Genomic DNA, 20633 nt, shown 5'->3' on the forward strand with positions numbered 1-20633 from the left:
GCCTGCGATCCGGAAACACGTCTTGATAGACCGCTCGCAAGGATCCTCGCGCTAAAAATCTGTCGGTGCGCCGCCCTGGGATTTACGCCGGGCGACAAAATCCTTCAGCTCATCATGAATTGCGTCTTCCAGGGGCGGCGCTTCAAATTCAGCCAAAATGTCTTTGAACACCTTATTGGCCCGCTCCGGGGTCCAGACTGCCCCTGCTGCCTCCCAGGCCTCATAGTTTCGCCAATCGCTGAGAAAGGGCTGATAGAAAGCCGTGGTGTATCGATCCTGGGTGTGCTGGATGCCAAAGAAATGCCCCTCGTTGCCGACTTCGCGAATGGCGTCCAGGGCGATCTCTTCGGGGCCCGTCGCGCAAATCTCGGGCTGCATATAACGCTGGATCTGCTGCAGGATTTCGCAATCCATGATGAATTTTTCCGGGCTGGCGATCAGCCCCCCCTCAAGCCACCCTGCCGCGTGATAGACCATATTGGTGCCAGACTGCACCGCCGCCCAAAGCGAATTCGACGTCTCCCACATGGCCTGCCCGTCGGGCACATTGGCAGCACAAACCCCGGACGAGCGCATTGGCAAGCCGTAATAACGTGCCATCTGCCCAGTCATCTGCGTGGCCCGCATATATTCCGGGGTACCAAAGGCAGGCGCGCCAGATTTCATATCCACATTTGAGGTAAAGGTGCCGATCGCGCAGGGCGTGCCAGGACGCACATATTGAAACAGTGCAATGGCACAAAGGGCTTCGGCCAGCGATTGCGCCACGGCCCCCGCCATGGTCACCGGTGCCATGGCACCTGCCAGCGTAAAGGGGGTGACGACAACTGCCTGCCCCCGGCGCACCAAACGCAGGCAGCCGTCGATCATCGGATAGTCATGTTTCAGCGGGGAGGTAGAGTTGATATTGGTATACATACGCGGTGTGGCTTCAAATTCAGCCTCGCTGAGCCCGCCGGCGATCCGCACCATCTCCATCACGTCTTCAACGCGTTCCTTGCCCAGCGAATAGGCATGCATCACCTTGTCGCTGAGTGTCAGCTTGTCATAAAGCACATCCAGATGCCGTACAGAGGCATGGATATCCACCGGCTCCACCGGATAGCCACCGGCAAAATGGATGCAGTTGAAATACTGTGTCAGCTTCAGCAGGTTGCGGCACTGTTCACGGTTGCCAGCCACCTTTTTGTTGAGATCCATATCCCAGTAGTTCGGCGGCGAAGACACATTGCCAAACAGGATATGATTGCCCCCAACCGGCAGGGTGCGATCCGGATTGCGCGGCGTTAGCGTAAAGGAGCTGGGGGCCTTACCCACCATCTCCATCACGAATTCGCGGTCCATGCGCACCAGATCCCCTTCGACCCGGCAGCCGGCCTCCTTCAGGAGCTGCAGTGCTTCGGGGTTTAGAAAGACAACACCGATTTCCTCAAGGATGCGCATCGCGCCATCATGGATGGCAGCCACGCCGTCTTCGCTCAGCGGCTCAATCGGGCGGTCGATATTGACCGGAATGGACCAGGGCATCTGCTGCAAGGCCGCCTTGCCGCGCCGTGCCGCTGCTCCGGCTCTGCCGCCGCCTCTTCTGCCTGCTTCGCGCGCCATGACATTCTCCCTGCGTTCTATTCTGGTACCTTTCCTTTCAGCAGGCCCAATCTGACGCCCCGAAACCTGTCCATTCACGACACCTGCCGTCGTTTTTCAACTACAATCCGCCGTGAAGCTGCTTTTCTGTACAGAAGTGCCCAGTATTCAGAAAACCGCCTCTGCAACGCCGCTGAACACCTTTCCGGGAGAAGAAAAAAGGCGCACCCTTAAAGATGCGCCATAGGCAAACGTCTGACAGAATCACCAGAGGCAGCTACCGATTGGGTTGTGCTCTCCCGTAGCGTGGTTGGCTCAGCGATCCAGCCAGCCTGGGATATGGCCGATATTGGGCAACACGACATCCGCATGGGGTGCCAGGTCTTCGTGTAACGCCATGCCGGTCAGCACACCGATTCGGGTCATACCAGCGGCAGCGCCCGCCTCCAGATCGTGCAGGCTGTCGCCTACCATTGCGGTCCGCGCCGGGGACACACCGGTTGCGGTGCAGAACGCCAACAGCGGATCAGCGGCTGGCTTTTCCCCGTGGCCACTATCGAAACCGGCAACAAAGGCAAACCGGTCCAGCACACCAGAGCGTTCCAGCTGGCTGATGGCGGAAATCTCGGCGTCATTGGTCATCACCCCCAACACCTTGCCTCGCGCCAAAAGCCCGTCAAGGAATTCCGCCAGCGGCACAGCCTCGCTCAGCGCGGCCGTCGCCGCACTGCGGGCCAGAAAGCGTTCCAGCTCAGCCTCTTGCATCTGCGGCACCAGGGGGGCAAGCACTGCCGCGACTTCGCCATTGGTGCCGGCAATCACCAGACTGTCAGGGTTGAACTCTCCCTTGCTGCGATCGAAACTGATCACTTGCGCCATAGCTTCGGCGCGGGCCTCGTCGCCCTGAGACAATTCCTTCAGCATCTCCTGTGCCCAGGAGTTCCAAGTCTCGCCAAATTCAAAAAGCGTTCCGTCTTTGTCAAAGAGAAGAGCATCCACCGGCATTGCATATCCTTGCGCGTTTCAGGTTTGGCGCGAACCGTATCGGCAATTGCCGACAGCGCAAGCCAATAGTCCTGTTATTCCTATCGTGGTTCCTGTTGTGCGCGTCCTCCCCCCTACGAGAGAGCCCCGGAGGGATGGAAAAGTCGCCAATCTCAGGTCCAGTGCACCTGATTGCCGCCAGGCAAAGCCATGCGTGCCATCAGCGGTGTCTCATATGTTAACCCGGCTTGGTCGCAAAATGCGATCACCCAGGCATCGTCCATCGTTAAGAAATCGAGCAGAGAGCCCAAAAACTCTGGCTCGGCAGCGCGGACACGCAAATCTGCTTCGGAAATGCCCGAGGCGCCCATAAATACTGGCAATAGCTCATCGTTTCCCATCAACCAGGCAAGCGCTTTTAGGCCTATGACCTCGGCTTGGTCGGCGGAAATCTGCGTCTTGGACATCTTCCTGACACCTTGTGAACAATTTAGTAAAACCCCGAAACAGTTTATTAACCAGTCTCGCGGAAACTTCCAAGTGTAGGAAGTGCAAGGTTTGAAAGGCGTGCGGCGTGCAAGGTACCATCCTCGTCATAGACGGTGTATCCACCAACCGCATCTTGTTGAAGGTGCAGCTCGCCGGTGCGTATTACGCGGTTGAGCAGGCAGGATCTGTAGCCGAAGCCATGACAGCCGCGCGTGCCAGTCGTCCTGATCTGGTCCTCACCGCCATGTCCCTGCCCGATGGCACCGCCGCGGATGTAAAAGAAGCACTCAACAGCGACGAGATGCTGGCCGAGATCCCGGTGATTGCCATCAGCCACTCCAACGCGCCCGAACGCCGTCTCAAGGCATTGTCGGCCGGGATTGACGATGTTCTGCCGCAGCCTGTTGACGATGTCATCCTGCAGGCCCGTATCCGCAGTCTGCTGCGCGCCCGCAGCGCCAACGAAGAACTACACATGCAGCGCGATGCCTCCCATGGATTCGTCCTGCCGCTGTCAGACCGGACCGGCGCGGCCGAAACCGCCAAGGCCCGCGTGGCACTGGTAGCTCAGGATCCACAGACGGCGCGGAACTGGGCCAAGCGTCTCGGGGAGCAGGTGCCCTATGATCTGTGCTGTCACCAGCTCGATGATATTCAACCCCTGATGAGCGAACCTGTCGCCGATGTCTTTGTCATTGAACTGAACGAGCTCTCAGCCGGCCCCGGCCTGCGCCTGCTGGCCGATCTGCGCGCCCGCGCCGCGACCCGGCAATCGGTCGTGATCGCGGTGCCGAACCCGGCAGATCCTCATATTTCCGCCGAAGCTCTGGACCGTGGTGCCCATGACGTGCTGCAATCCGGTTTCGATGTAGACGAGCTGGCGCTGCGCCTGACCACCCAGCTGCAATATAAGTGCCGCAATGATCGTTTGCGCGACAGTGTACGCAATGGCCTGCGTGCAGCCGTGCAGGACCCGATGACCGGGCTGTACAATCGCCGCTACGCCAAGCCCTTTCTCGACCGCACCGCCAAGCGCGCCGCCGAAACCGACGAAAAATTCGCGCTGATGCTGGCTGATCTGGACCACTTCAAGCGGATCAATGATCAATACGGCCATCCGGCTGGCGACGCGGTTCTGATCGAAGCCGCCCGCCGCCTGCAGGCGGAGCTGCGCCCGGTTGATTTGCTGGCGCGTGTCGGCGGGGAAGAATTCATGTTTGTGCTGCCAGGCGCCGACGAAATCGCCGCCGGCATGGCTGCGGTGGATCTGTGCAACGCCATCAACAGCAAACCTTTCCAGGTTCCTGGACTGGACACGCCGATTGAAGTCACGATCAGTATCGGCGCGGTCATCGGCGGCGGCAAAGATCAGGCCGAAGGATCGGCAGTAGCCCAGGTTGCCGAGCTGATTTCCGCCGCAGATCGGGCGCTCTATAATGCCAAGAACGCAGGTCGCAATCAGGTCACCCTTGGGTCTGGCAATACAGCTGCCGCCTAGCGCTCAAACCTTACAAAAAAAGGCGCAGCAAGACAGCCGCGCCTGTTCTTTGATTGGCATTCAGGTAACGACAATCAATCGGAAAGATCACCGCGGCGCCCTTCATGAAAGTCATCATGCGAGCGTCTGGAATGATGTGGGTCATGCTCCATCCGCCGCTGCATGCGGTCGGCAAGCCTGCGGCGGTCTTTCAGGCTCATGCCCTCCAGGCGCTGCCCCCAGGCCTGCACCACCGAACGCATAAAGGCGCTGGTTTCCACAATATGGGCATCCAGAACCGCATTCATTGCAGGGACATCCAGTGTCTCGGCCTTGATCAGCGCAATCACCTGCCCCATCTCGGCGCGACGTCGGTCTGGTGCTCCGCCGGTTGCTGCCGATCCCTCACGCAGCAGACGACGGATCTCCTTGCGGCCCAGATCCTTGAAAACAAAGCGCCCGAGCATTGGCGGCCCCTCCGCCATGGGAGGCCCGTCGCGAAACCGCCAGGCCGCACCGGCCCCAAGTCCCACTACCGCCAGGTTCAGCGCCAAAGAGACGCCAAGCAAGACCTTGAGCCAAGGGCGTAGACCACGTTTCGTTTCCTGGCTTGTTCCATCCTGGCTCATTCAATCACCTCTTCGCCGATCAGCAGGCTCACGTCATAGCCCAGGTTTGATATCAGTTGCGAGCCATTGGACAGCTCTGCGATTTGCGCCACCGGGTCAGGCAAAAACGACGGAGGTGCTAGGCCAATCCAAAGCCCTGACAGGCTTGCCGCAACCATACCGCCCAGCGCCGGCCAGCCACCAACAGCGCTGGTGAACTGCCGCCAGAGCCTGCGCACCCCCTGATCCTGCTGCGCAGAAACAAACGAAACCGCTGCAGTCTTGGCTCTCTCATCCAGCACATTAGCGGCATCAGACAGGATGGCCGCCGTCAGATCCTGCGACATCCGTGGCGGTGTATGCCGTGCCACCGCGAACAAATCGTCCAGTTCTGTCATTGCTTCATCTTTATCAGACATCGCTATACCCCAACTCATCACGGCGCTCGGCAAGGATCTTGGCCAGAGCGCGCTTGCCGCGGGCGGTCAGACTTTCGACCGCCTCGACAGTAATCTCCATAATCCCGGCAATTTCCGGGTTTGTAAGTTCTTCTATGTGGCGCAGAACCACCGCCTGACGCTGACGTTGCGGAAGCTGCATCAAGGCCTGCTGCAAAGCATCCTGACGCGCCGCCTCCTGCAGCTGTTCCGGGGCCGAAGCCGCCGTGTCCGGTGGTTCCGGAATGGCATCCAAGTCCAGAAAACCACCGCGCTGACGTCGTTTGAGGTCAATGCAGAGGTTCATCACCACCCGGTAAAGCCAAGTCGAAACCTTGGCCTGCCCTGGCTGCCAGTCCGGCGCCATACGCCACAGACGCATCATTGCCTCCTGGGTGACATCCTCTGCCTCGGCATTGTTGCCAAGCACCCGCATAGCGACACCAAAACTACGCGGCGCCAAACGCTGCATCAATTCTGACGCAGCAGCGGCCTCGCCATTGGCGTAAAGCACCAGCAATGCGTCATCGCTGAGTGCAGCTTCCGCAGCCGCAGTATGGACGGTGGCTGCGGTCACCTCAGGCCCCCCCATAAGATGGGAGTGCCTGTGGGATATGGGTTCTGAGTGAAACACCGGTCTCTGATCAGTTCTGCTCCGTAGCCGGGCCCCAAGGACAGCCACCGAAATTGCGACCGGGGCGTTTGCCGCCGCGATACATGGCGGCCTCCTCGAATTCGTCTTTCGAGATCCCGCCACTGCCATCGGCATCCATGCGCTTGAACATATCACCACGGCGACCCGGTTTGGGCAACTCGCTTTCGCTCAGCGCGCCGTCGCCGTCGGTGTCAAAACGCTTGATCATCTTCTGCGTGCGGATTTCGGCGCGTTTCTGCGCCATTGCCAGCATTTCTTCGGCCGAGAGTTTGCCGTCGCCATTGCTGTCGGCAGTCTTGAACCGGGCCGCCTTGTGAGCATCCATTTCAGCCTTGGTGACCTCACCGTTGCCATCGGCGTCAAGTTCTTCGAACTGCATCATGGGACCACACCCGCCAAAACCTGGCTTGGCCATGACTGCTGTCGCACCCAAAACACCTGCTGCGGCAATGATTGCGGCGATGGTTTTGATCTGAGATTTGGTCTGTGTCATGTCTCTATCTCCTGTGCGCTTCAAAGCAGCCCCTTGCTGCCGAAGACACAGACTAAACGGCACCTAGCCGGGTTTCCGTCGCCTGAGCCGTAAAAAAATTTCAATTCGCTGTCTTGCGGCATCGGGCCGCAGAGATTTGCTTGGGCTTTCCATTTCCCCATATAGGGGCAAAGATGCTGGCAAAACACAGGATTTAAAATGGTTGAATCTCAGACTTCGGCCCCCGGTATAATGGCCAATGGTGCGACGGTAGAGGGTGTCACGACTGGCGTAAGGGCTGCTGCGCAGGATGCGCGCGCAACCTGGCCTGCCCTTGCCAAGGGCTGGTCCCGTAAATGTCCCGACTGCGGTAAAGGAAAGCTGCTGCATTCCTACCTCAAAGTGAACCAGAGCTGCAGCAATTGTGGGTTGGACCTGTCGCAGGCGCGCGCCGATGACGGACCTGCCTATCTGACCATCCTGCTGGTCGGTCACGTGATGGCGCCGCTGATGCATGTGGTCTATTTCACCTGGCGTCCGGAACCTCTCGTAACGTTTTCCGTTTTCTCGATTGGCTGTATCCTTTCTTCCCTCTATCTTTTGCCACGACTAAAAGGGGTGGTCGTCGCCTACCAATGGGCGCGCCGGATGTATGGGTTCGACAGCAAAAGCTGACATCCCTCCAAGATCAAGAACAAGCGGGAGAGGCACATGAGCAAGACAGCAATCCAGGGTGTGACATCCGAGGACAGAACGGCAATCCGCAACGCGGCAACGATCATCGCCCTGCGTGACCGGATGGGTGACAACCCCAAGGTTCTGATGGGCCAGCGCGGCGCCAAGGCCGCCTTTATGCCCAATAAATTCGTCTTTCCCGGTGGGGCTGTCGATCTGGCTGATGCCGACATTCCTTTGGCAGAACCCCTGCCCGAAGTCTGCCGCAACCGTCTGGCCGATCAGGCCAGTGCCGGTCTGGATCACGCCTTGGCCGTGGCGGCCATTCGCGAGCTTTGGGAAGAGACCGGATTGATCCTCGGCTATCCCGGTGCCTGGCAGGGAGAGGCCATCCCCGACTGGCAGGGCTTTGCCGCAACCGGCCATCTGCCTTCCGCCCGCGCGTTGCAATTCGTTTTCCGCGCTCTCACGCCTCCGGGTCGCCCCCGACGTTTTGATGCCCGGTTCTTCCTTGTGGATGCGGATGAGATCGCCAGTGACCTAGATGATTTCTCGCAGGCCTGTGATGAGCTGTCGCATCTGCAATGGATCCCGCTGAGCGAAGTCCGCAGCTTTGATCTGCCCTTCATCACCGAGGTGGTTCTGGCCGAGGTCACGGGTCGCCTCAAGGACCGTACACCGCCGCAAAGTGTGCCCTATTTCTGCAACAACGACGAAGAGAGCCTGTTTTTACAGCTTAAAGGCCATATCATGCCCCTGCATGGATGAATGACCGGAAAGCGGCACCGGGAACGGAAAGCCGCCCGCTGTCTCGACGTTACTCTTAGATTGCCAGTCCCAGCGCCAAGATCGACAGGACCAAAAGCGCCATGCCTGCCATCTCGCGACGGCTGATCTTTTCCTTGAAAAACAGCACCGAGGCCAGAACTGAGAGCAATAGCTCCACCTGACCCAGCGCCTTTACATAGGCTGCGTTCTGCAGGGTAAAGGCCCAGAACCAGCAAAAAGACCCTCCCAGACTGGTCAGCCCAACCCAGACCGCAACGCGGCGGGCCTGCCAGACGCGCATGATCTCTCCCTTTTCGCGCAGCGCGAGCCAGATCAGCATCAACACTGTCTGCAGGCTGACCACCGCAGCCAGCGTTACTCCGGCGCGAAACACGGGGGCCAGATCGCCCAACTGCAACGAGGCCCCGCGATAGCTGACGGCCGAAAAGGCGAATAGAACCCCTGCCCCCAACCCCAACTTTGATGCTTTGTTGGTCAGATGCGTCCACCAAGCGCCACTTGCCTCAGGTGGCTTTGACAGAACCAGCACGGCGCAAAGGCCAATCAGGATCGCGACCCACCCCCAAGCGCTGATGCCATCGCCAAGAATAACCAGCCCGACAATGGCAGTCTGTATCACCTCGGTCTTTTTGAAGGTGATCCCAACCGCAAAATTGCGCTGCTTGAACAGGGAGACAACGCAGACGGTCGCCAAGATCTGCGACACGCTGCCAATCAGCCCAAAGATCCAGAACTGTAGTCCCAGATGGGGCAGGCTTTGGCCACTCAGCCAGAGATAGATTGCCAGACCGCTCAGGATGAAGGGCGCCGAATAGGCAAAGCGCGCAAAGGTGGCGCCGCCCGGTGACAGCGTGACAGAGCTCAGCACTTTTTGCAGCATGAAGCGCAGGGTCTGAAAGGTGGCGGCCGCCAAGGTGACGGGGATCCAGGTCAACATGCGGTGGTTATGACGCTCTAACCCTTGGATGACCAGAGCGGATGCGGCACAGGGTCTTTGCTGCGCAAAAGGTAGCGCCAGAACACCTGTCCATAATTACGGTAAAGATAGCCGTCATTGGCCGCCAGAAAGGTATTCTTTTCTGCGCGATAAAGCCTGGGCAGCGCATACCAGGGCACCCCTGGATGCAGGTGATGCACGACGTGCAGATTGTTGTTCAGAAACAGCCAGGCCAGAGGACCACGATCTTCGATCACCACCGTGCGCCCGTGACAATCTGCATGGGCGCGGTGCTCCAGAAAGGTGCGGATCTTGACCAGCCCCAACCCGATATAGGCCCCGGCGACAAGCGCCCATAGCGGCGTTGGCGTCTGCAGGACAATCCAGATCACCATCGCGAGGCCCAGCGCGTGCAGCAACCAATCGCGGACTACGCTGGTGTCTCCTCGCCACGCAAGACGCCAATCTCCGGCCATGAAAGCGGCCTGCCCCATTAGCGGGCCCAACAGCATGCGCCCCAACAGCGTATTGTTCAGCCGCAGCAACAAGCGGCGTGCTGCGCACATCTGCGTCCAGACGATTGGGTCCTGAAAATTGGTTTCGGGATCGTCATAGGGGTCGGTCAGGCTTTCGTCTTGATGATGCGCCAGATGGGTATCACGAAAGCGGCCATAGGGGATGAACAGGGTCAGCGGCAAAAACAGCAGTGCCTCGTTGATCAGACGATTGCGAAACGGATGGCCGTGCAGCGCCTCATGGGTCAGTGACGAATGCAGCGCTGCCACGATGCCAAGGCAGATCACCGTCAGTGCCAGACTCTGTGCAGGCAGCAAAACCAGTACCGCCAGCCAAAGCCCATAGCAGACCAGGATCAGCGCGAAAGTGCCCCATTCGATGCCCTGTGGCATATAGGCCTTGCGATCAGCCTTGCTCCCGGCCTCAGACATTGGCCCGGCCCCATGTGATCCGCGTCCAGACCCGCTCGTAGATCAAATAGCAAGCAAAGCCCAATCCGGTGTTGATCAACGCCATGGCCCCGCCAAGGCTTACAGATCCGGTTGCCGCCAGCCCCACCAGGGTCATGGTCAGAAACCCGATCGTGTTCCAGACCAGCGCTTTTACCAAGGATCGCTTGCGCGTTTCCATCTGTTCATCTCTCCTGCTCATGTGATTGCAGCAGACTAAGCGGGCGCAGCCCTGTGCAGAATTCTGAATATGATTAACATTTCTAACGGTCCGTGATATTTATGGACACATGTCGCAAAAAATTGACAAACGCTTGCGCGCCGAACAATTTCGTCTCCGCCTCAACCGCGCGCTCAGCGATAGCGGCATGAGCCAGAGCGCATTGGCGCGCGAAACGGCTGTGGATCGTTCCACCATCTCGCAACTGCTAAACGACGATGGCGCGCGCCTGCCCAATGCACATGTGGTCGGGGCTTGTGCCTCAGTGCTGGGGGTGTCTGCCGACTGGTTGCTATCGCTCTCGGATCGTCCGGAAAGTGCCGCCGAACTGCTGGCTTCCAGCCTGTCACTCAGCGAAGCGCCGCGCGCCCTGGTGGATCAGCGGATCTTTGACTGGCACCGAGAAGCCGCCGGCTACAAGATCCGACATGTACCGGCAGCGCTGCCAGACATGTTGAAAACCCGCAGCCTTTTGGAATGGGAATATGCACCACATCTGGGCCGCACTGCAGATCAGGCCATTGGTGCCTCCGAAGATCGCCTGTCCTGGATGCGGCAATCGCAGTCGGATTATGAAATCGCCATGCCCATTTATGAACTGGAAAGTTTTGCCCATGCCACCGGATACTATGCCGGTCTGCCGCTGGAGATCCGGTTGGAGCAGCTAGAACAGTTCGAACGCCTGACCAGCCAGCTCTATCCACGACTGCGGATTTACCTGTTTGACGCCAAACGACTGTTTTCTTCGCCATTAACCATATTTGGCCCACTACTCTGCGTGTTTTATGGCGGCAGTCACTACATGGCCTTTCGCGACCGCGAACGGATCGAGACATTCACCCTGCATTTTGATCAGCTTATCCGCGAAGCTGATATCACCGCGCGCCAAATTTCCGGCCGCCTACGGGCGTTGAAATCAGCCATCAGCCAATAGCCACCGCAATGTACTGCGACACCCCTTGCGCCCAGCGTCAGGCGCGCCTTGGCGCGCCGCTCAGGCTCAAAGCGCGGCAGCGCTTTGAGCCTGGTTTGCTATGGCCGCTTCAGATCTTGGGATCGGGGTTCTCCGTATGGCCATCCACCGCGATCACCTGACCAGACACCAGCCGTGCCGCGTCCGAACCCAGGAAGACCGCCATATTGGCAATGTCACTTGCCTCCACAAAAGACCGCATCGAAGTCCCCTTGGCATAGCCTTCATAGACGGCATCGCGGGTCATGCCCTTAGCCGCCGCCTCGCGTTCCAGCACGCCTTCCATGCGTGCTCCCTCAACGGCACCAGGACAAATCACATTGGCGCGGATGCCATAGGGGCCCAACTCCATCGCCAATGTTTTGGTGAGACCGACCATAGCCCATTTGGCGGCCGCATAGGGCGCACGGTTCGGATAGCCATATTGACCAGCGGTTGAAGAGGTCACGATGATTGACCCAGCCCTGGCTGCCTTCATCAGAGGCGTGGCATGTTTTGCCGCCAGAAACGCCCCCTCCAGATTGACGCTGACGCAATTTCGCCAATCCGCAAGCGCGACGTCCTCGACCAGCGCTGTGGGCCCGGCAATACCGGCATTGGCACACAGCACGTCCACCCCGCCCCAAACTTCGGAAATCTCAGAAAACAGTGCCTTTACCGCTTCCTCATCCGCCGCATTCGCAACCGACCCCCGCCACCCCTGCGGCAGATCCGCCAGGTTGTCAGGGTTGAGGTCAGTGACCCAGACCTCAAACCCAGCCTCGGCAAAACCCTCTGCCATGGCGCGACCAATCCCGGATCCGCCAGCCGTGATCAGAACCCGCTTTGAGACCTCACTCATCTTGGGGCACCAATCGCGCGACCCAACCCGTCTGGGGCTGCCAATGCGGCATGGGCTGCGGCCAGCTTCACCAGATTGGCCTCGATATGGGCTGTGGGCGGGGCAGAGCGACGGGTTTTCAGATCCACATGCAAAAGCATATGTTCCCCGGTCGCAAGCAGACGTTCGCCAGCATACATCTCGTGCCAGAGATGCATCTTCTTGCCCGCCCCCATGATCACCCGGGTTTTCACCTGAATGGCATCGCCCGCGTGCACTTCATCGATATGGCGGATATGGGTTTCTGCAGTGAAATAGCTGCCGCCATTGGCAATATATTCCGCATCACAGCCAATGATGGCCATCAGCCGGTCAGTGGATTGCGCAAAGGCATCCAGATAGCGACTTTCGGTCATGTGCCCATTATAGTCGGTCCAGTCCAGCGGCACGATCCGGCTCTGCGTCAAGACAGGCTCGCTAAGGTCCGCGATTTGGTCAATCTTGTTGACCAGCCCAGCGCCGCTTTCAAGGCTCTGGTCATGGGCGTTTTGCAAGGCACCCGTGCCCCAGTCATTGGCCCCCAAAGCACGCATCATACCCACGAGGTTATCGTCACGAATGCGCTCCATCTCGCGGATCGACAAATGACCGGACTGCGCATCTGACTGTCCTGCAATCAGATCCACCAGATCATCTGTGAATTCGGGCACATCCATCAGCTTGGTCCAGGGCGAGGTAAGACAAGGACCAAACTGCGCCATGAAGTGTTTCATGCCCGCTTCGCCGCCCGCCACCCGGTAGGTGTCAAACAGACCCATCTGGGCCCAGCGAATGCCAAAACCATAGCGGATCGCATTGTCGATCTCTTCGGTGGTGGCGATGCCGTCCTTGACCAGCCAAAGCGCTTCGCGCCAGACAGCCTCCAGGAAACGATCCGCCACATGCGCGTCGATCTCGTTCTTCAGATGCAAGGGGTACATGCCGATGCCCGATAGGATCTCCTTGGCGCGCACAATCACCTGTTCCGTGTTGGCAGGCGTGGTCACGACCTCGGCCAGCGGCAGCAGGTAAACCGGATTGAACGGATGCGCGACGACGATCTGCCCTGCATTGCCGCGCTTCTTTTGCAGCTCTGATGGCTTGTAGCCCGAAGTAGAAGAGCCGATCACCGCATCGCTGTCACAGTGTTTTTCCAGCTCGGCGTAGACTTTTTGCTTCAGATCCAGCCGCTCCGGCACGCTTTCCTGGATCCAGTCCGCGCCAGCAACGGCCTCGGCAATTGTCTGGTGAAAGCTCAAACCGCCTTCGGCAGGCAGCGCCACATTGCCCAGCCCCGGCAAGGACCGGCGGGCATTGTCCAGCACTTCGCCTATTTTGCGCGCGGCCTCTGGGTCCGGGTCAAACACCCGCACATCCCAGCCATTAAGCAAGAACCGCGCGGCCCAGCCGCCGCCAATAACACCGCCACCGATGATTGCTGCTGTTTTCATGATTTCACTTCCACTCGCGATTGCCCCGTGCATCTGCACGGGCAGCGCCCGACCCTCCCCACGGGAGGGCGCTTCGCGTCCTCCCAGGGCCGGGTCCAGCCCTCTGTTCTTTGTCAAAACACCACCTGGTCAGTCCACACGTGCTGCACAGGCGATGCAATGGGGAGCACATATGCTCCCCAATTTCACTGTTTACTTCGCCACTGGTGCGCGTTTGGTCAGGCCCAATTGTTCGCGGACCTCTGCCGGTCCCATCAGCTTGCTGCCCATGTTCTCGATGATGGTGCCCGCGCGCTCTACCAGCTGGTAGTTCTCGGCCAACACACCTTTGTCCAGCCAAAGATTGTCTTCCAACCCAACCCGCACATTGCCGCCCGCCAGGATCGCCGCTGCCACATAGGCCATCTGATCACGGCCCAGCGAGAAGGCCGACCAGTTCCAGTCCGCTGGCACATTGTTGACCATAGCCATGAAAGTGTTCAGGTCATTCGGCGCGCCCCATGGCACCCCCATGCAGAGCTGAACCAAGGCGGGGCTTTGCAGGATGCCCTCTTTTTCCAACTCTTTGGCAAACCAAAGGTGGCCGGTGTCAAAAGCCTCAATCTCGGGCTTCACACCCAAATCGGCCATCATCTGCCCCATGGCGCGCAACATGCCAGGCGTGTTGGTCATCACGTAGTCTGCTTCAGCAAAATTCATGGTGCCACAATCCAGCGTACAGATTTCTGGCAGGCATTCCGCGACATGCGCCATACGGGCTGTGGCCCCGATCATATCGGTCCCGGACTCATTCACAGGCAGCGGATTTTCAACATCGCCAAAGACCATATCGCCGCCCATGCCGGCGGTGAGGTTCAGCACCACATCTGTGTCGCTGTCGCGAATTCGGTCGGTCACTTCGCGGTACAGCGCCAGATCACGCGAGGGCGCTCCGGTCTCGGGATCGCGCACGTGGCAATGCACCACTGCGGCTCCGGCCTTGGCCGCAGCAATGGCGCTTTCGGCGATTTGTTGCGGCGAGCGGGGCACATGAGGGCTGCGGTCCTGGCTGCCACCAGAGCCGGTGACGGCGCAGGTGATAAAGACGTTTTTGTTCATATTCAGAGGCATTTTGGTTTTCCTCGCAATGTACAGGGTTTTGCCTAGAGTTATCCCCAGGCTCTTCCCCAGATTCCTATTTGCTTCACTTGCCACTGTGCCTCAGCATTTGCGCAGACAGTTTACACCAAGCGAATCGAAGTTGATGAAATCCGCAAAAAACATCCTGCAGCCCGAACATCGCCCGCTGAAAACAGCGGTGCTGGTGCTTGATGAATGCAACACGCTTTCCTTTGCGGCCGCGGTTGACCCGATGCGCGCCGCCAACCGTCTGGCCGGGCGCTGCGTCTTTGACTGGGACTATGTCAGTGCCACCGAAGACCAGCCGATGCTGACCAGTGGCCTCACCGTGCCGGGCTTTCCGCTGGCCCGCCTTGAAGACTGCGAGCTATTGATCGTGGTGGCTGGCTTTCAGCTGGCACGACAGGCTACCCCCAGCCTGCTGGCCGGTCTGCGCCGCTTGGCCGCCAAAGGTACCACCATTGCCGGCATCGATGGCGGCCCCTGGCTGATGGCAGAGGCTGGCCTGCTCGAAGGCCATCCCGCCACCACTCACTGGGAAGACCTGGAGAATTTCGCCGGCCGCTTCCCTGATGTGGACTGCCGCAACGACCGTTTTACCGTCTCCGAAGGCCGTCTGACCTCTGGCGGCGCCACCCCGGCGATCGAGATGATGCTGCATATCATCAGCACCCGTCATGGGGCCGGTTTTGCCGCCCGCGTCGCCGGATTGTTCCTCTACGATGGCCCGGCAGCGCCAGCACGCCCGCAAAGCCGCCTGGGCAACCACAAGCACAATGCCCTCACCGCCAAGGCCAATGCCCTGATGGAGGCAGCCCTGGACGAGCCCCTGACGCTCTCCACCATTGCCGACCGCCTGGGCACCAGCCCTCGCAGCCTGCAGCAACAGTTCCGCCTGCGTCTCAACACCACGCCGCAGGACCACTATCTGCAGCTGCGCCTCTCTGAGGCCCGCCGCCTGGTCAGCGACACGGATCTCTCCTTGATGGAGGTGGCTTTGGCCACGGGTTTCACCTCCCCCTCCAGCTTTGCCCGCGCCTTCCGGGTGGCCCATGGCACATCAGCGCGTGAGCTGCGGCAAAATCGCGACGCCATCAGCCGCGCCAGCCTGAGATCCTCAGGCCAGCCACGCCCGGAAACACCGCGCCCCACCACACATTAGTCCGATGCCTCGCGTACCCGGCCCGCACAAATCCCGGGTCAAGGGCCGCTGCGCGGTCCTGCCCAGCAGGGTTTACCCTTGAGACGGAATTTATGCGGCGGAATTTGCGGGGTTATACTTGCGCTGGCCTCTGAAGGGCAGACCTGCTCCTCAGAGGCGTCTCAGCAGCTTTTCTTTTGCGCCGCGCAAAGCGCGGCGCCGGGCCCAACAGTGCGCGGGCATGAAATGCACGCAGAACTGGCGGGAGCCACTCCCTTTCGAGTTTTAAGAGGGCATGGCTAGTAGGGCATAGGATGGGCGCGATGCGCCTGATCAATCTCTTCCAGAACGTCCTGCGACAGCTCCAACGCCACCGATTTCAGCGCGTGTTCCAGCTGGTCCTGTCGGGTGGCCCCAAAGATGGCAGAAGCCATGAAGGGCCGCGTGCGGCACCAGGCCAGCGCCATGTGCACCGGATCCAGCCCATGGCGGCGGGCAATCTCCAGATAGGCATCAACCGCACCGTAGACGCGGGGTGAATGGCGCCCGCCCAGCTCTGGCACCAGTGATTTGCGTGACCCTTCTGGCACCGCACCTTGCTGATACTTCCCGGTCAGCAAGCCAGTCCCCAACGGCGAAAACGCCAAAAGTCCGACATCCTCGTTGACACTCAGCTCTGCCAGGTCGGTGTCATACATGCGACAAAGCAGCGAGTATTCGTTCTGGATTGAGGCCACCCGTGGCCCCACGCCCTCTTCCGCCAGCCGCAACCATTGCGCCGTGCCCCACGCACTTTCATTGCTCAGACCAAAGGCCCGGATCGTGCCCCGGTCCACCTGTGCCTGCAGCGCCTCCAGGCAGTCGCGCATATTGTCGAGAGTCTCTTCGCGATTCTGGCTTGAAGGATCAAAGCTCCAGTTTTTGCGAAACATATAGCTGCCGCGATTGGGCCAGTGGAACTGATAGAGATCAATGTAATCCGTCTTCAACCGCTTCAGCGAGCCTTCGATGGTGCTGGCAATGGTCTTGGACGTAATCGCTTCGCCGTCGCGCACTGCCGCAAGGCCTTCGCCGGAATGTTTGGTCGCGAGGATGTATTCCGCCCGCCGCCCGGTCTTTTCGTGCCAGCTGCCCAGGATCTCTTCGCTGCGGCCAATGGTTTCCTTGCTGACCGGATTGACCGGATACATCTCGGCGGTATCAACAAAATTCACCCCAGCCGCCAGCGCATAGTCGATCTGGGCATGCGCCTCAGCTTCGGGTGTCTGCGTGCCAAAGGTCATGGTTCCAAGGCAAAGTTCCGACACCATCATACCGGTGCGTCCAAGCGGGTTCATCTTCATCGCGCGTTCCTTCTCTTGACGGTTGCCGTAGCGGCCTCTTGCTCAGCCTGCTGTTCTGAACGGCGACCTTAACCTGCCCTGTTCCAGGTGCAAGCGCTGCAGTCTGAGCATCTTGTACTCCCTTGCAGAATAAGAGAGCTTAGCCGCCAAATCCGCTCCGCATCTGCAGCTGGAGTACAACCCACAGTGTCCGAAAGGAAGCACCTATGGCGCAGAACATCACCAAGGGTATTAAGGCCCTGCTGGCCGAGGCCAGTCACGTTGTCACCACCATGTCGGTGGCCGAAGCCAAAGAGAAGGCGCAGGATCCATCTTACGTCTTTGTTGATCTGCGCGACATTCGTGAGTTGCAGCGTTCGGGCTTGATTCCCGGCGCGTTTTCCTGCCCGCGTGGCATGCTGGAATTCTGGATCGATCCGGACAGCCCCTATCACAAGCCGGTTTTCAATCAGGACAAAACCTATGTGTTTTACTGCGCCAGCGCCTGGCGGTCGGCGCTCAGCGCCAAACAGGCGATGGAGATGGGACTGGCACCGGTGATGCATCTCGAAGGCGGCTTCACCGCCTGGGAGAAAGAAGGTGGGCCCATCGTCCCCCGCAGCAGCTGATGGCGCGATCTTCATGATTTCCCGCATGCACCGCTGACAGATCTGCGGTGCATGCAGCTCCACTGAAACGCGCAGGAAAAACGCACTAAGAAACATTGAGAACAAAAAGTGAACAGTGTATGATTTCCCCATGTCGACTCACCTGCTCTCCCGCCACAGCCATACCCCCCGCGCCAGCCTCTCTTTGCTTGCAGACATCAGTCTGACCTGGGGGCGCGCCCATGAGGTCTGCGGACCGGCCCGCCGTAGCTTTGCCGCCTGGCTGGCCAGCGCAACCCGCGGGCCGGTTATATGGATTTCCACCACTTGGGAGGGGCATTCTCTCAATCCCGATGGGATGATGGATTTTGTTGACCCTGCCCGGTTTCTTTTTGTCACCGCCAGTCGCCGCGAAGATCAACTCTGGGCACTGGAAGAAGCGCTAAGGTCAGGGGCCGCACCGCTGGTGGTGGCCGACCTAGCGGCCCCACCTGCCATGACGCCAGTGCGTCGCCTGCATCTGGCGGCGGAACAGGGCGGCGCGTCTGGACCAGCCCCGTTGGGGCTGCTGCTGACCCCGAATCAAGGTGGCGCTGCTGGGATCGAAAGCCGCTGGCACATGCGTGCCGCCCACAACGGCCAGCGCCGGATCTGGCACTTGGAGCGCCTGCGCGCCCGCAGCCAGCCCCCGGCCAGCTGGCGGCTGGAACAGAAAGCCCCGCGCATGGCGCTACAAATCTGCCCAGACGGATCACACCAGCCAACAGCGACAACACAAGGCGCCTCCCAGAATGCCTTCCCGTATGCCTTCCCGGGGCCACAAACAGCATCGTGATCCTACAACCTCTATCGGCGTTTCTGAATTTCGCTAAGATAGAGCAGAGGAGACCACATTATGCGCACCGCCCCCACACCTATCACAGGGCGCAAAATCAACAGACGCCAAGCTCTATTCGGGGCTGGTGCCGTTGCGGTCTTGCCTGCAAGGCTTTGGGCTAAATCAGCTGACTACCTGCTGGATCCGCACGAAACTAAAGTAGGATTTGGCTTTCGGCTAAACGGCATCTGGCAAACTGGCAGGATGCCCATTGCCGCCTCGTCAGTAGACCTGGCCCCCAGTCAATTACAGGCTACAAAAGTCGCCGTCTCTCTGAATGCTCGCGCCGCGAGGACCGGCTTGATTTTTGCCACCCAGGCGATGAAAAGCCCGGACGTGCTTGACGTGGAGCGCTATCCGACAATTGCCTTCACATCGCGCAGGATCCGCCTTGGCCCGGACCGGCGCTTGTCTCGCGGGGCTGAGATCATCGGTGATCTGACCCTGCGTGGCATTACCCGCCCCGTCGCCCTGCAGGCCGCTTTGTATCGTCCGGCAGGGACAGACCCGGATGATCTCAGCCGTCTTGATTTCACCCTGACCGGGCAGATCAGTCGAAGGGCATTTGGAGCCACCGGTTTTGCGGCCCTGGTGCAGGACAAAATACGCCTTAACATTCAGGCCAGCCTCAAACGCCAAACATAAAGAGCAGAAAAGGCCCCGATGCGACATTCGCGTCGAAAAACAGCTTGCCTTCACCCGGATCAGCAGCGTTGATGCCCAATCATGCGTATGATCATTTCCTTTGCCGCCCTATTTCTATCCGTCGTTCTTTTGCAGCTCGCAACTGGTGGCGTTGGACCATTGGATGCGCTTTCAGGTTTTACTCTGGGATTTGACAAAGAGCAGATCGGCCTGCTCGGCTCGGCTCATTTTGTGGGCTTCTTTGTCGGCTGCTGGTGGGCGCCGCGCCTATTGGGCACCATTGGCCATTCCCGCGCCTTTGCCGTTTGCACAGCCCTGGGCGCGATGGGGTTGATTGGCCACACACTGACCAATGATCCCTATGCATGGGCCGTCATGCGCATCGCTTCAGGTCTATGTGTGGCGGGCAGCTATACGGTGATCGAGGCCTGGCTTAACGCCAAGGTCACCAATGAAACCCGTGGGCGGGCCATGGGGACCTATCGACTGGTGGATATGGGCGGCTCGCTTGGCGCACAGCTGATCATCGCGGTGCTGCCCCCTGCCTATTATGTTTCTTACAACCTTCTGGCGCTGCTATGCTGTGCGGCCTTGTTGCCGCTGACACTGACCCGCGCCAGCCAGCCGGAAACTCCGGCCGCGCCACGCTTGCGGCCCCGTCTGGCCTGGAACTGTTCGCCGCTGGCCGTTGCGGGCGTCATTGTCGCCGCGCTCAGCTCTGCCTCCTTTCGTATGGTCGGCCCGATCTATGGTCAGGAAGTTGGTCTTGAGATCGACCAGATCGCCTTTTTCCTGGCGTCCTTTGTGCTGGGGGGGGCAATGGCACAATACCCGATGGGCTGGCTTGCCGACAAATATGACCGTCGCTGGGTGCTGATCTGGCTCTCGGCTGCAGCCGTCATCAGCTGTTTCATCACCATGGCGGCCAGCCAGGCGGGCACCATCGGCGTGATGCTGGCAGCCGGGCTTTTCGGGCTGACGACCTTCCCGATCTTTTCGGTTTCTGCCGCACATGCCAATGATTTTGCCACCTCGGAACAGCGGGTTGAACTGTCTGCAGCCCTGATGTTCTTTTTTGCCCTTGGTGCGATTGCCGCCCCCTATGTGGCCTCCAGCCTGATCAGCAGCTATGGCCCACCGGCGCTGTTTGCCTTTGTGGCCTGCGGGCATCTTTTGTTGATTGTCTTTGGCTTGACCCGGATGCAGGCCCGCCCGGCCCCGGAAATAGAAGACAGAACCCGCTACGTATATGCGCCGCGCACTTCGTTCACGATTGGCCGTCTGCTGAAGCGGTCACGTGAGCGTAAATAGAAAAGGGCCGGATCACCCGCCCCTTTTCCTAAACT

23 protein-coding genes are annotated in these 20633 nt (G+C 59.5%); 9 read left to right on the forward strand and 14 right to left on the reverse strand.

Annotated elements, in window-relative coordinates; genetic code table 11:
* Positions 1 to 51: 51 nt before the first annotated feature.
* The 3 genes from PH5382_RS09415 to PH5382_RS09425 all read right to left on the reverse strand — a co-directional run bounded on the left by PH5382_RS09415 (position 52) and on the right by PH5382_RS09425 (position 3035).
* Positions 52 to 1605: a trimethylamine methyltransferase family protein gene (locus PH5382_RS09415; protein WP_058334127.1), complete on the reverse strand. Its 1554-nt coding sequence runs from the start codon at positions 1603 to 1605 to the stop codon at positions 52 to 54.
* Positions 1606 to 1899: 294 nt separating this feature from the next.
* Positions 1900 to 2589: an HAD family hydrolase gene (locus PH5382_RS09420; protein WP_058334128.1), complete on the reverse strand. Its 690-nt coding sequence runs from the start codon at positions 2587 to 2589 to the stop codon at positions 1900 to 1902.
* Between the two features lie 152 nt (positions 2590 to 2741).
* Positions 2742 to 3035, reverse strand: a complete 294-nt coding sequence (locus tag PH5382_RS09425; protein ID WP_058334129.1) for a DUF3572 domain-containing protein — start codon at positions 3033 to 3035, stop codon at positions 2742 to 2744.
* A gap of 107 nt (positions 3036 to 3142) precedes the next feature.
* Here PH5382_RS09425 and PH5382_RS09430 point away from each other — a divergent pair, with 107 nt between their 5' ends.
* A complete protein-coding gene (locus tag PH5382_RS09430; RefSeq protein WP_058334130.1) occupies positions 3143 to 4555 on the forward strand; it encodes a diguanylate cyclase in 1413 nt (470 codons plus the stop codon).
* 74 nt (positions 4556 to 4629) lie between these two features.
* On the opposite strand, the gene PH5382_RS09435 is transcribed toward PH5382_RS09430, so the two are convergent.
* From PH5382_RS09435 to PH5382_RS09450, 4 genes are all read right to left on the reverse strand, one after another.
* Positions 4630 to 5163: a periplasmic heavy metal sensor gene (locus PH5382_RS09435; RefSeq protein ID WP_058334131.1), complete on the reverse strand. Its 534-nt coding sequence runs from the start codon at positions 5161 to 5163 to the stop codon at positions 4630 to 4632.
* On the reverse strand, positions 5160 to 5561 hold the full coding sequence (locus tag PH5382_RS09440; RefSeq protein ID WP_058334132.1) for a hypothetical protein: 402 nt from the start codon (positions 5559 to 5561) through the stop codon (positions 5160 to 5162). Before PH5382_RS09440 ends, PH5382_RS09435 begins: the two co-directional genes overlap by 4 nt.
* Entirely contained in the window at positions 5554 to 6156 is a 603-nt protein-coding gene (locus PH5382_RS09445) for an RNA polymerase sigma factor (protein WP_231751837.1), read from the reverse strand. Before PH5382_RS09445 ends, PH5382_RS09440 begins: the two co-directional genes overlap by 8 nt.
* Positions 6157 to 6223: 67 nt before the next feature.
* Entirely contained in the window at positions 6224 to 6727 is a 504-nt protein-coding gene (locus PH5382_RS09450; protein ID WP_058334134.1) for an EF-hand domain-containing protein, read from the reverse strand.
* Positions 6728 to 6925: 198 nt separating this feature from the next.
* Here PH5382_RS09450 and PH5382_RS09455 point away from each other — a divergent pair, with 198 nt between their 5' ends.
* Both PH5382_RS09455 and PH5382_RS09460 read left to right on the forward strand, forming a co-directional pair.
* A complete protein-coding gene (locus PH5382_RS09455; RefSeq protein ID WP_197410027.1) occupies positions 6926 to 7381 on the forward strand; it encodes a DUF983 domain-containing protein in 456 nt (151 codons plus the stop codon).
* 36 nt (positions 7382 to 7417) lie between these two features.
* Entirely contained in the window at positions 7418 to 8149 is a 732-nt protein-coding gene (locus tag PH5382_RS09460) for an NUDIX hydrolase (protein WP_058334135.1), read from the forward strand.
* A 55-nt stretch (positions 8150 to 8204) separates the two neighbouring features.
* Here PH5382_RS09460 and PH5382_RS09465 read toward each other — a convergent pair whose 3' ends face one another.
* From PH5382_RS09465 to PH5382_RS09475, 3 genes are read right to left on the reverse strand one after another with little or no spacing between them, the layout of a single operon-like run.
* Entirely contained in the window at positions 8205 to 9107 is a 903-nt protein-coding gene (locus PH5382_RS09465; RefSeq protein WP_058334136.1) for a DMT family transporter, read from the reverse strand.
* Between the two features lie 17 nt (positions 9108 to 9124).
* Entirely contained in the window at positions 9125 to 10054 is a 930-nt protein-coding gene (locus PH5382_RS09470; RefSeq protein WP_058334137.1) for a fatty acid desaturase, read from the reverse strand.
* The gene (locus PH5382_RS09475; protein WP_058334138.1) at positions 10047 to 10253 is read right to left on the reverse strand and encodes a DUF2061 domain-containing protein; all 207 of its coding nucleotides are present in this window, start codon (positions 10251 to 10253) and stop codon (positions 10047 to 10049) included. Before PH5382_RS09475 ends, PH5382_RS09470 begins: the two co-directional genes overlap by 8 nt.
* 109 nt (positions 10254 to 10362) lie before the next feature.
* Here PH5382_RS09475 and PH5382_RS09480 point away from each other — a divergent pair, with 109 nt between their 5' ends.
* The gene (locus tag PH5382_RS09480; protein WP_058334139.1) at positions 10363 to 11226 is read left to right on the forward strand and encodes a helix-turn-helix domain-containing protein; all 864 of its coding nucleotides are present in this window, start codon (positions 10363 to 10365) and stop codon (positions 11224 to 11226) included.
* Between the two features lie 109 nt (positions 11227 to 11335).
* On the opposite strand, the gene PH5382_RS09485 is transcribed toward PH5382_RS09480, so the two are convergent.
* The 3 genes from PH5382_RS09485 to PH5382_RS09495 all read right to left on the reverse strand — a co-directional run bounded on the left by PH5382_RS09485 (position 11336) and on the right by PH5382_RS09495 (position 14685).
* On the reverse strand, positions 11336 to 12106 hold the full coding sequence (locus PH5382_RS09485) for an SDR family oxidoreductase (protein ID WP_058334140.1): 771 nt from the start codon (positions 12104 to 12106) through the stop codon (positions 11336 to 11338).
* The gene (locus tag PH5382_RS09490) at positions 12103 to 13578 is read right to left on the reverse strand and encodes a carnitine 3-dehydrogenase (RefSeq protein ID WP_058334245.1); all 1476 of its coding nucleotides are present in this window, start codon (positions 13576 to 13578) and stop codon (positions 12103 to 12105) included. Before PH5382_RS09490 ends, PH5382_RS09485 begins: the two co-directional genes overlap by 4 nt.
* Positions 13579 to 13767: 189 nt before the next feature.
* On the reverse strand, positions 13768 to 14685 hold the full coding sequence (locus PH5382_RS09495; protein WP_058334141.1) for a 3-dehydrocarnitine:acetyl-CoA trimethylamine transferase BcoG: 918 nt from the start codon (positions 14683 to 14685) through the stop codon (positions 13768 to 13770).
* A 133-nt stretch (positions 14686 to 14818) separates the two neighbouring features.
* On the opposite strand from PH5382_RS09495, the gene PH5382_RS09500 reads away from it, so the two are divergent.
* Entirely contained in the window at positions 14819 to 15856 is a 1038-nt protein-coding gene (locus tag PH5382_RS09500) for a GlxA family transcriptional regulator (protein ID WP_058334142.1), read from the forward strand.
* Between the two features lie 278 nt (positions 15857 to 16134).
* Here the strand turns inward: PH5382_RS09500 and PH5382_RS09505 are convergent, their stop codons facing one another.
* Positions 16135 to 17178: an aldo/keto reductase gene (locus PH5382_RS09505; protein ID WP_058334143.1), complete on the reverse strand. Its 1044-nt coding sequence runs from the start codon at positions 17176 to 17178 to the stop codon at positions 16135 to 16137.
* A 206-nt stretch (positions 17179 to 17384) separates the two neighbouring features.
* On the opposite strand from PH5382_RS09505, the gene PH5382_RS09510 reads away from it, so the two are divergent.
* From PH5382_RS09510 to PH5382_RS09525, 4 genes are all read left to right on the forward strand, one after another.
* Positions 17385 to 17786: a rhodanese-like domain-containing protein gene (locus PH5382_RS09510; RefSeq protein ID WP_058334144.1), complete on the forward strand. Its 402-nt coding sequence runs from the start codon at positions 17385 to 17387 to the stop codon at positions 17784 to 17786.
* A gap of 130 nt (positions 17787 to 17916) precedes the next feature.
* The gene (locus tag PH5382_RS09515; protein ID WP_231751838.1) at positions 17917 to 18600 is read left to right on the forward strand and encodes an ImuA family protein; all 684 of its coding nucleotides are present in this window, start codon (positions 17917 to 17919) and stop codon (positions 18598 to 18600) included.
* 60 nt (positions 18601 to 18660) lie between these two features.
* Positions 18661 to 19287, forward strand: a complete 627-nt coding sequence (locus PH5382_RS09520) for a YceI family protein (RefSeq protein ID WP_058334145.1) — start codon at positions 18661 to 18663, stop codon at positions 19285 to 19287.
* An 81-nt stretch (positions 19288 to 19368) separates the two neighbouring features.
* Positions 19369 to 20598 carry an MFS transporter gene (locus PH5382_RS09525; RefSeq protein WP_058334146.1) on the forward strand — a complete coding sequence of 410 codons (1230 nt, stop codon included), beginning with the start codon at positions 19369 to 19371 and terminating at the stop codon, positions 20596 to 20598.
* Positions 20599 to 20633: the final 35 nt, after the last annotated feature.

Origin of the sequence: Phaeobacter sp. CECT 5382 (assembly GCF_001457775.1) — a bacterium.
Classification (GTDB): Bacteria; Pseudomonadota; Alphaproteobacteria; order Rhodobacterales; family Rhodobacteraceae; genus Pseudophaeobacter.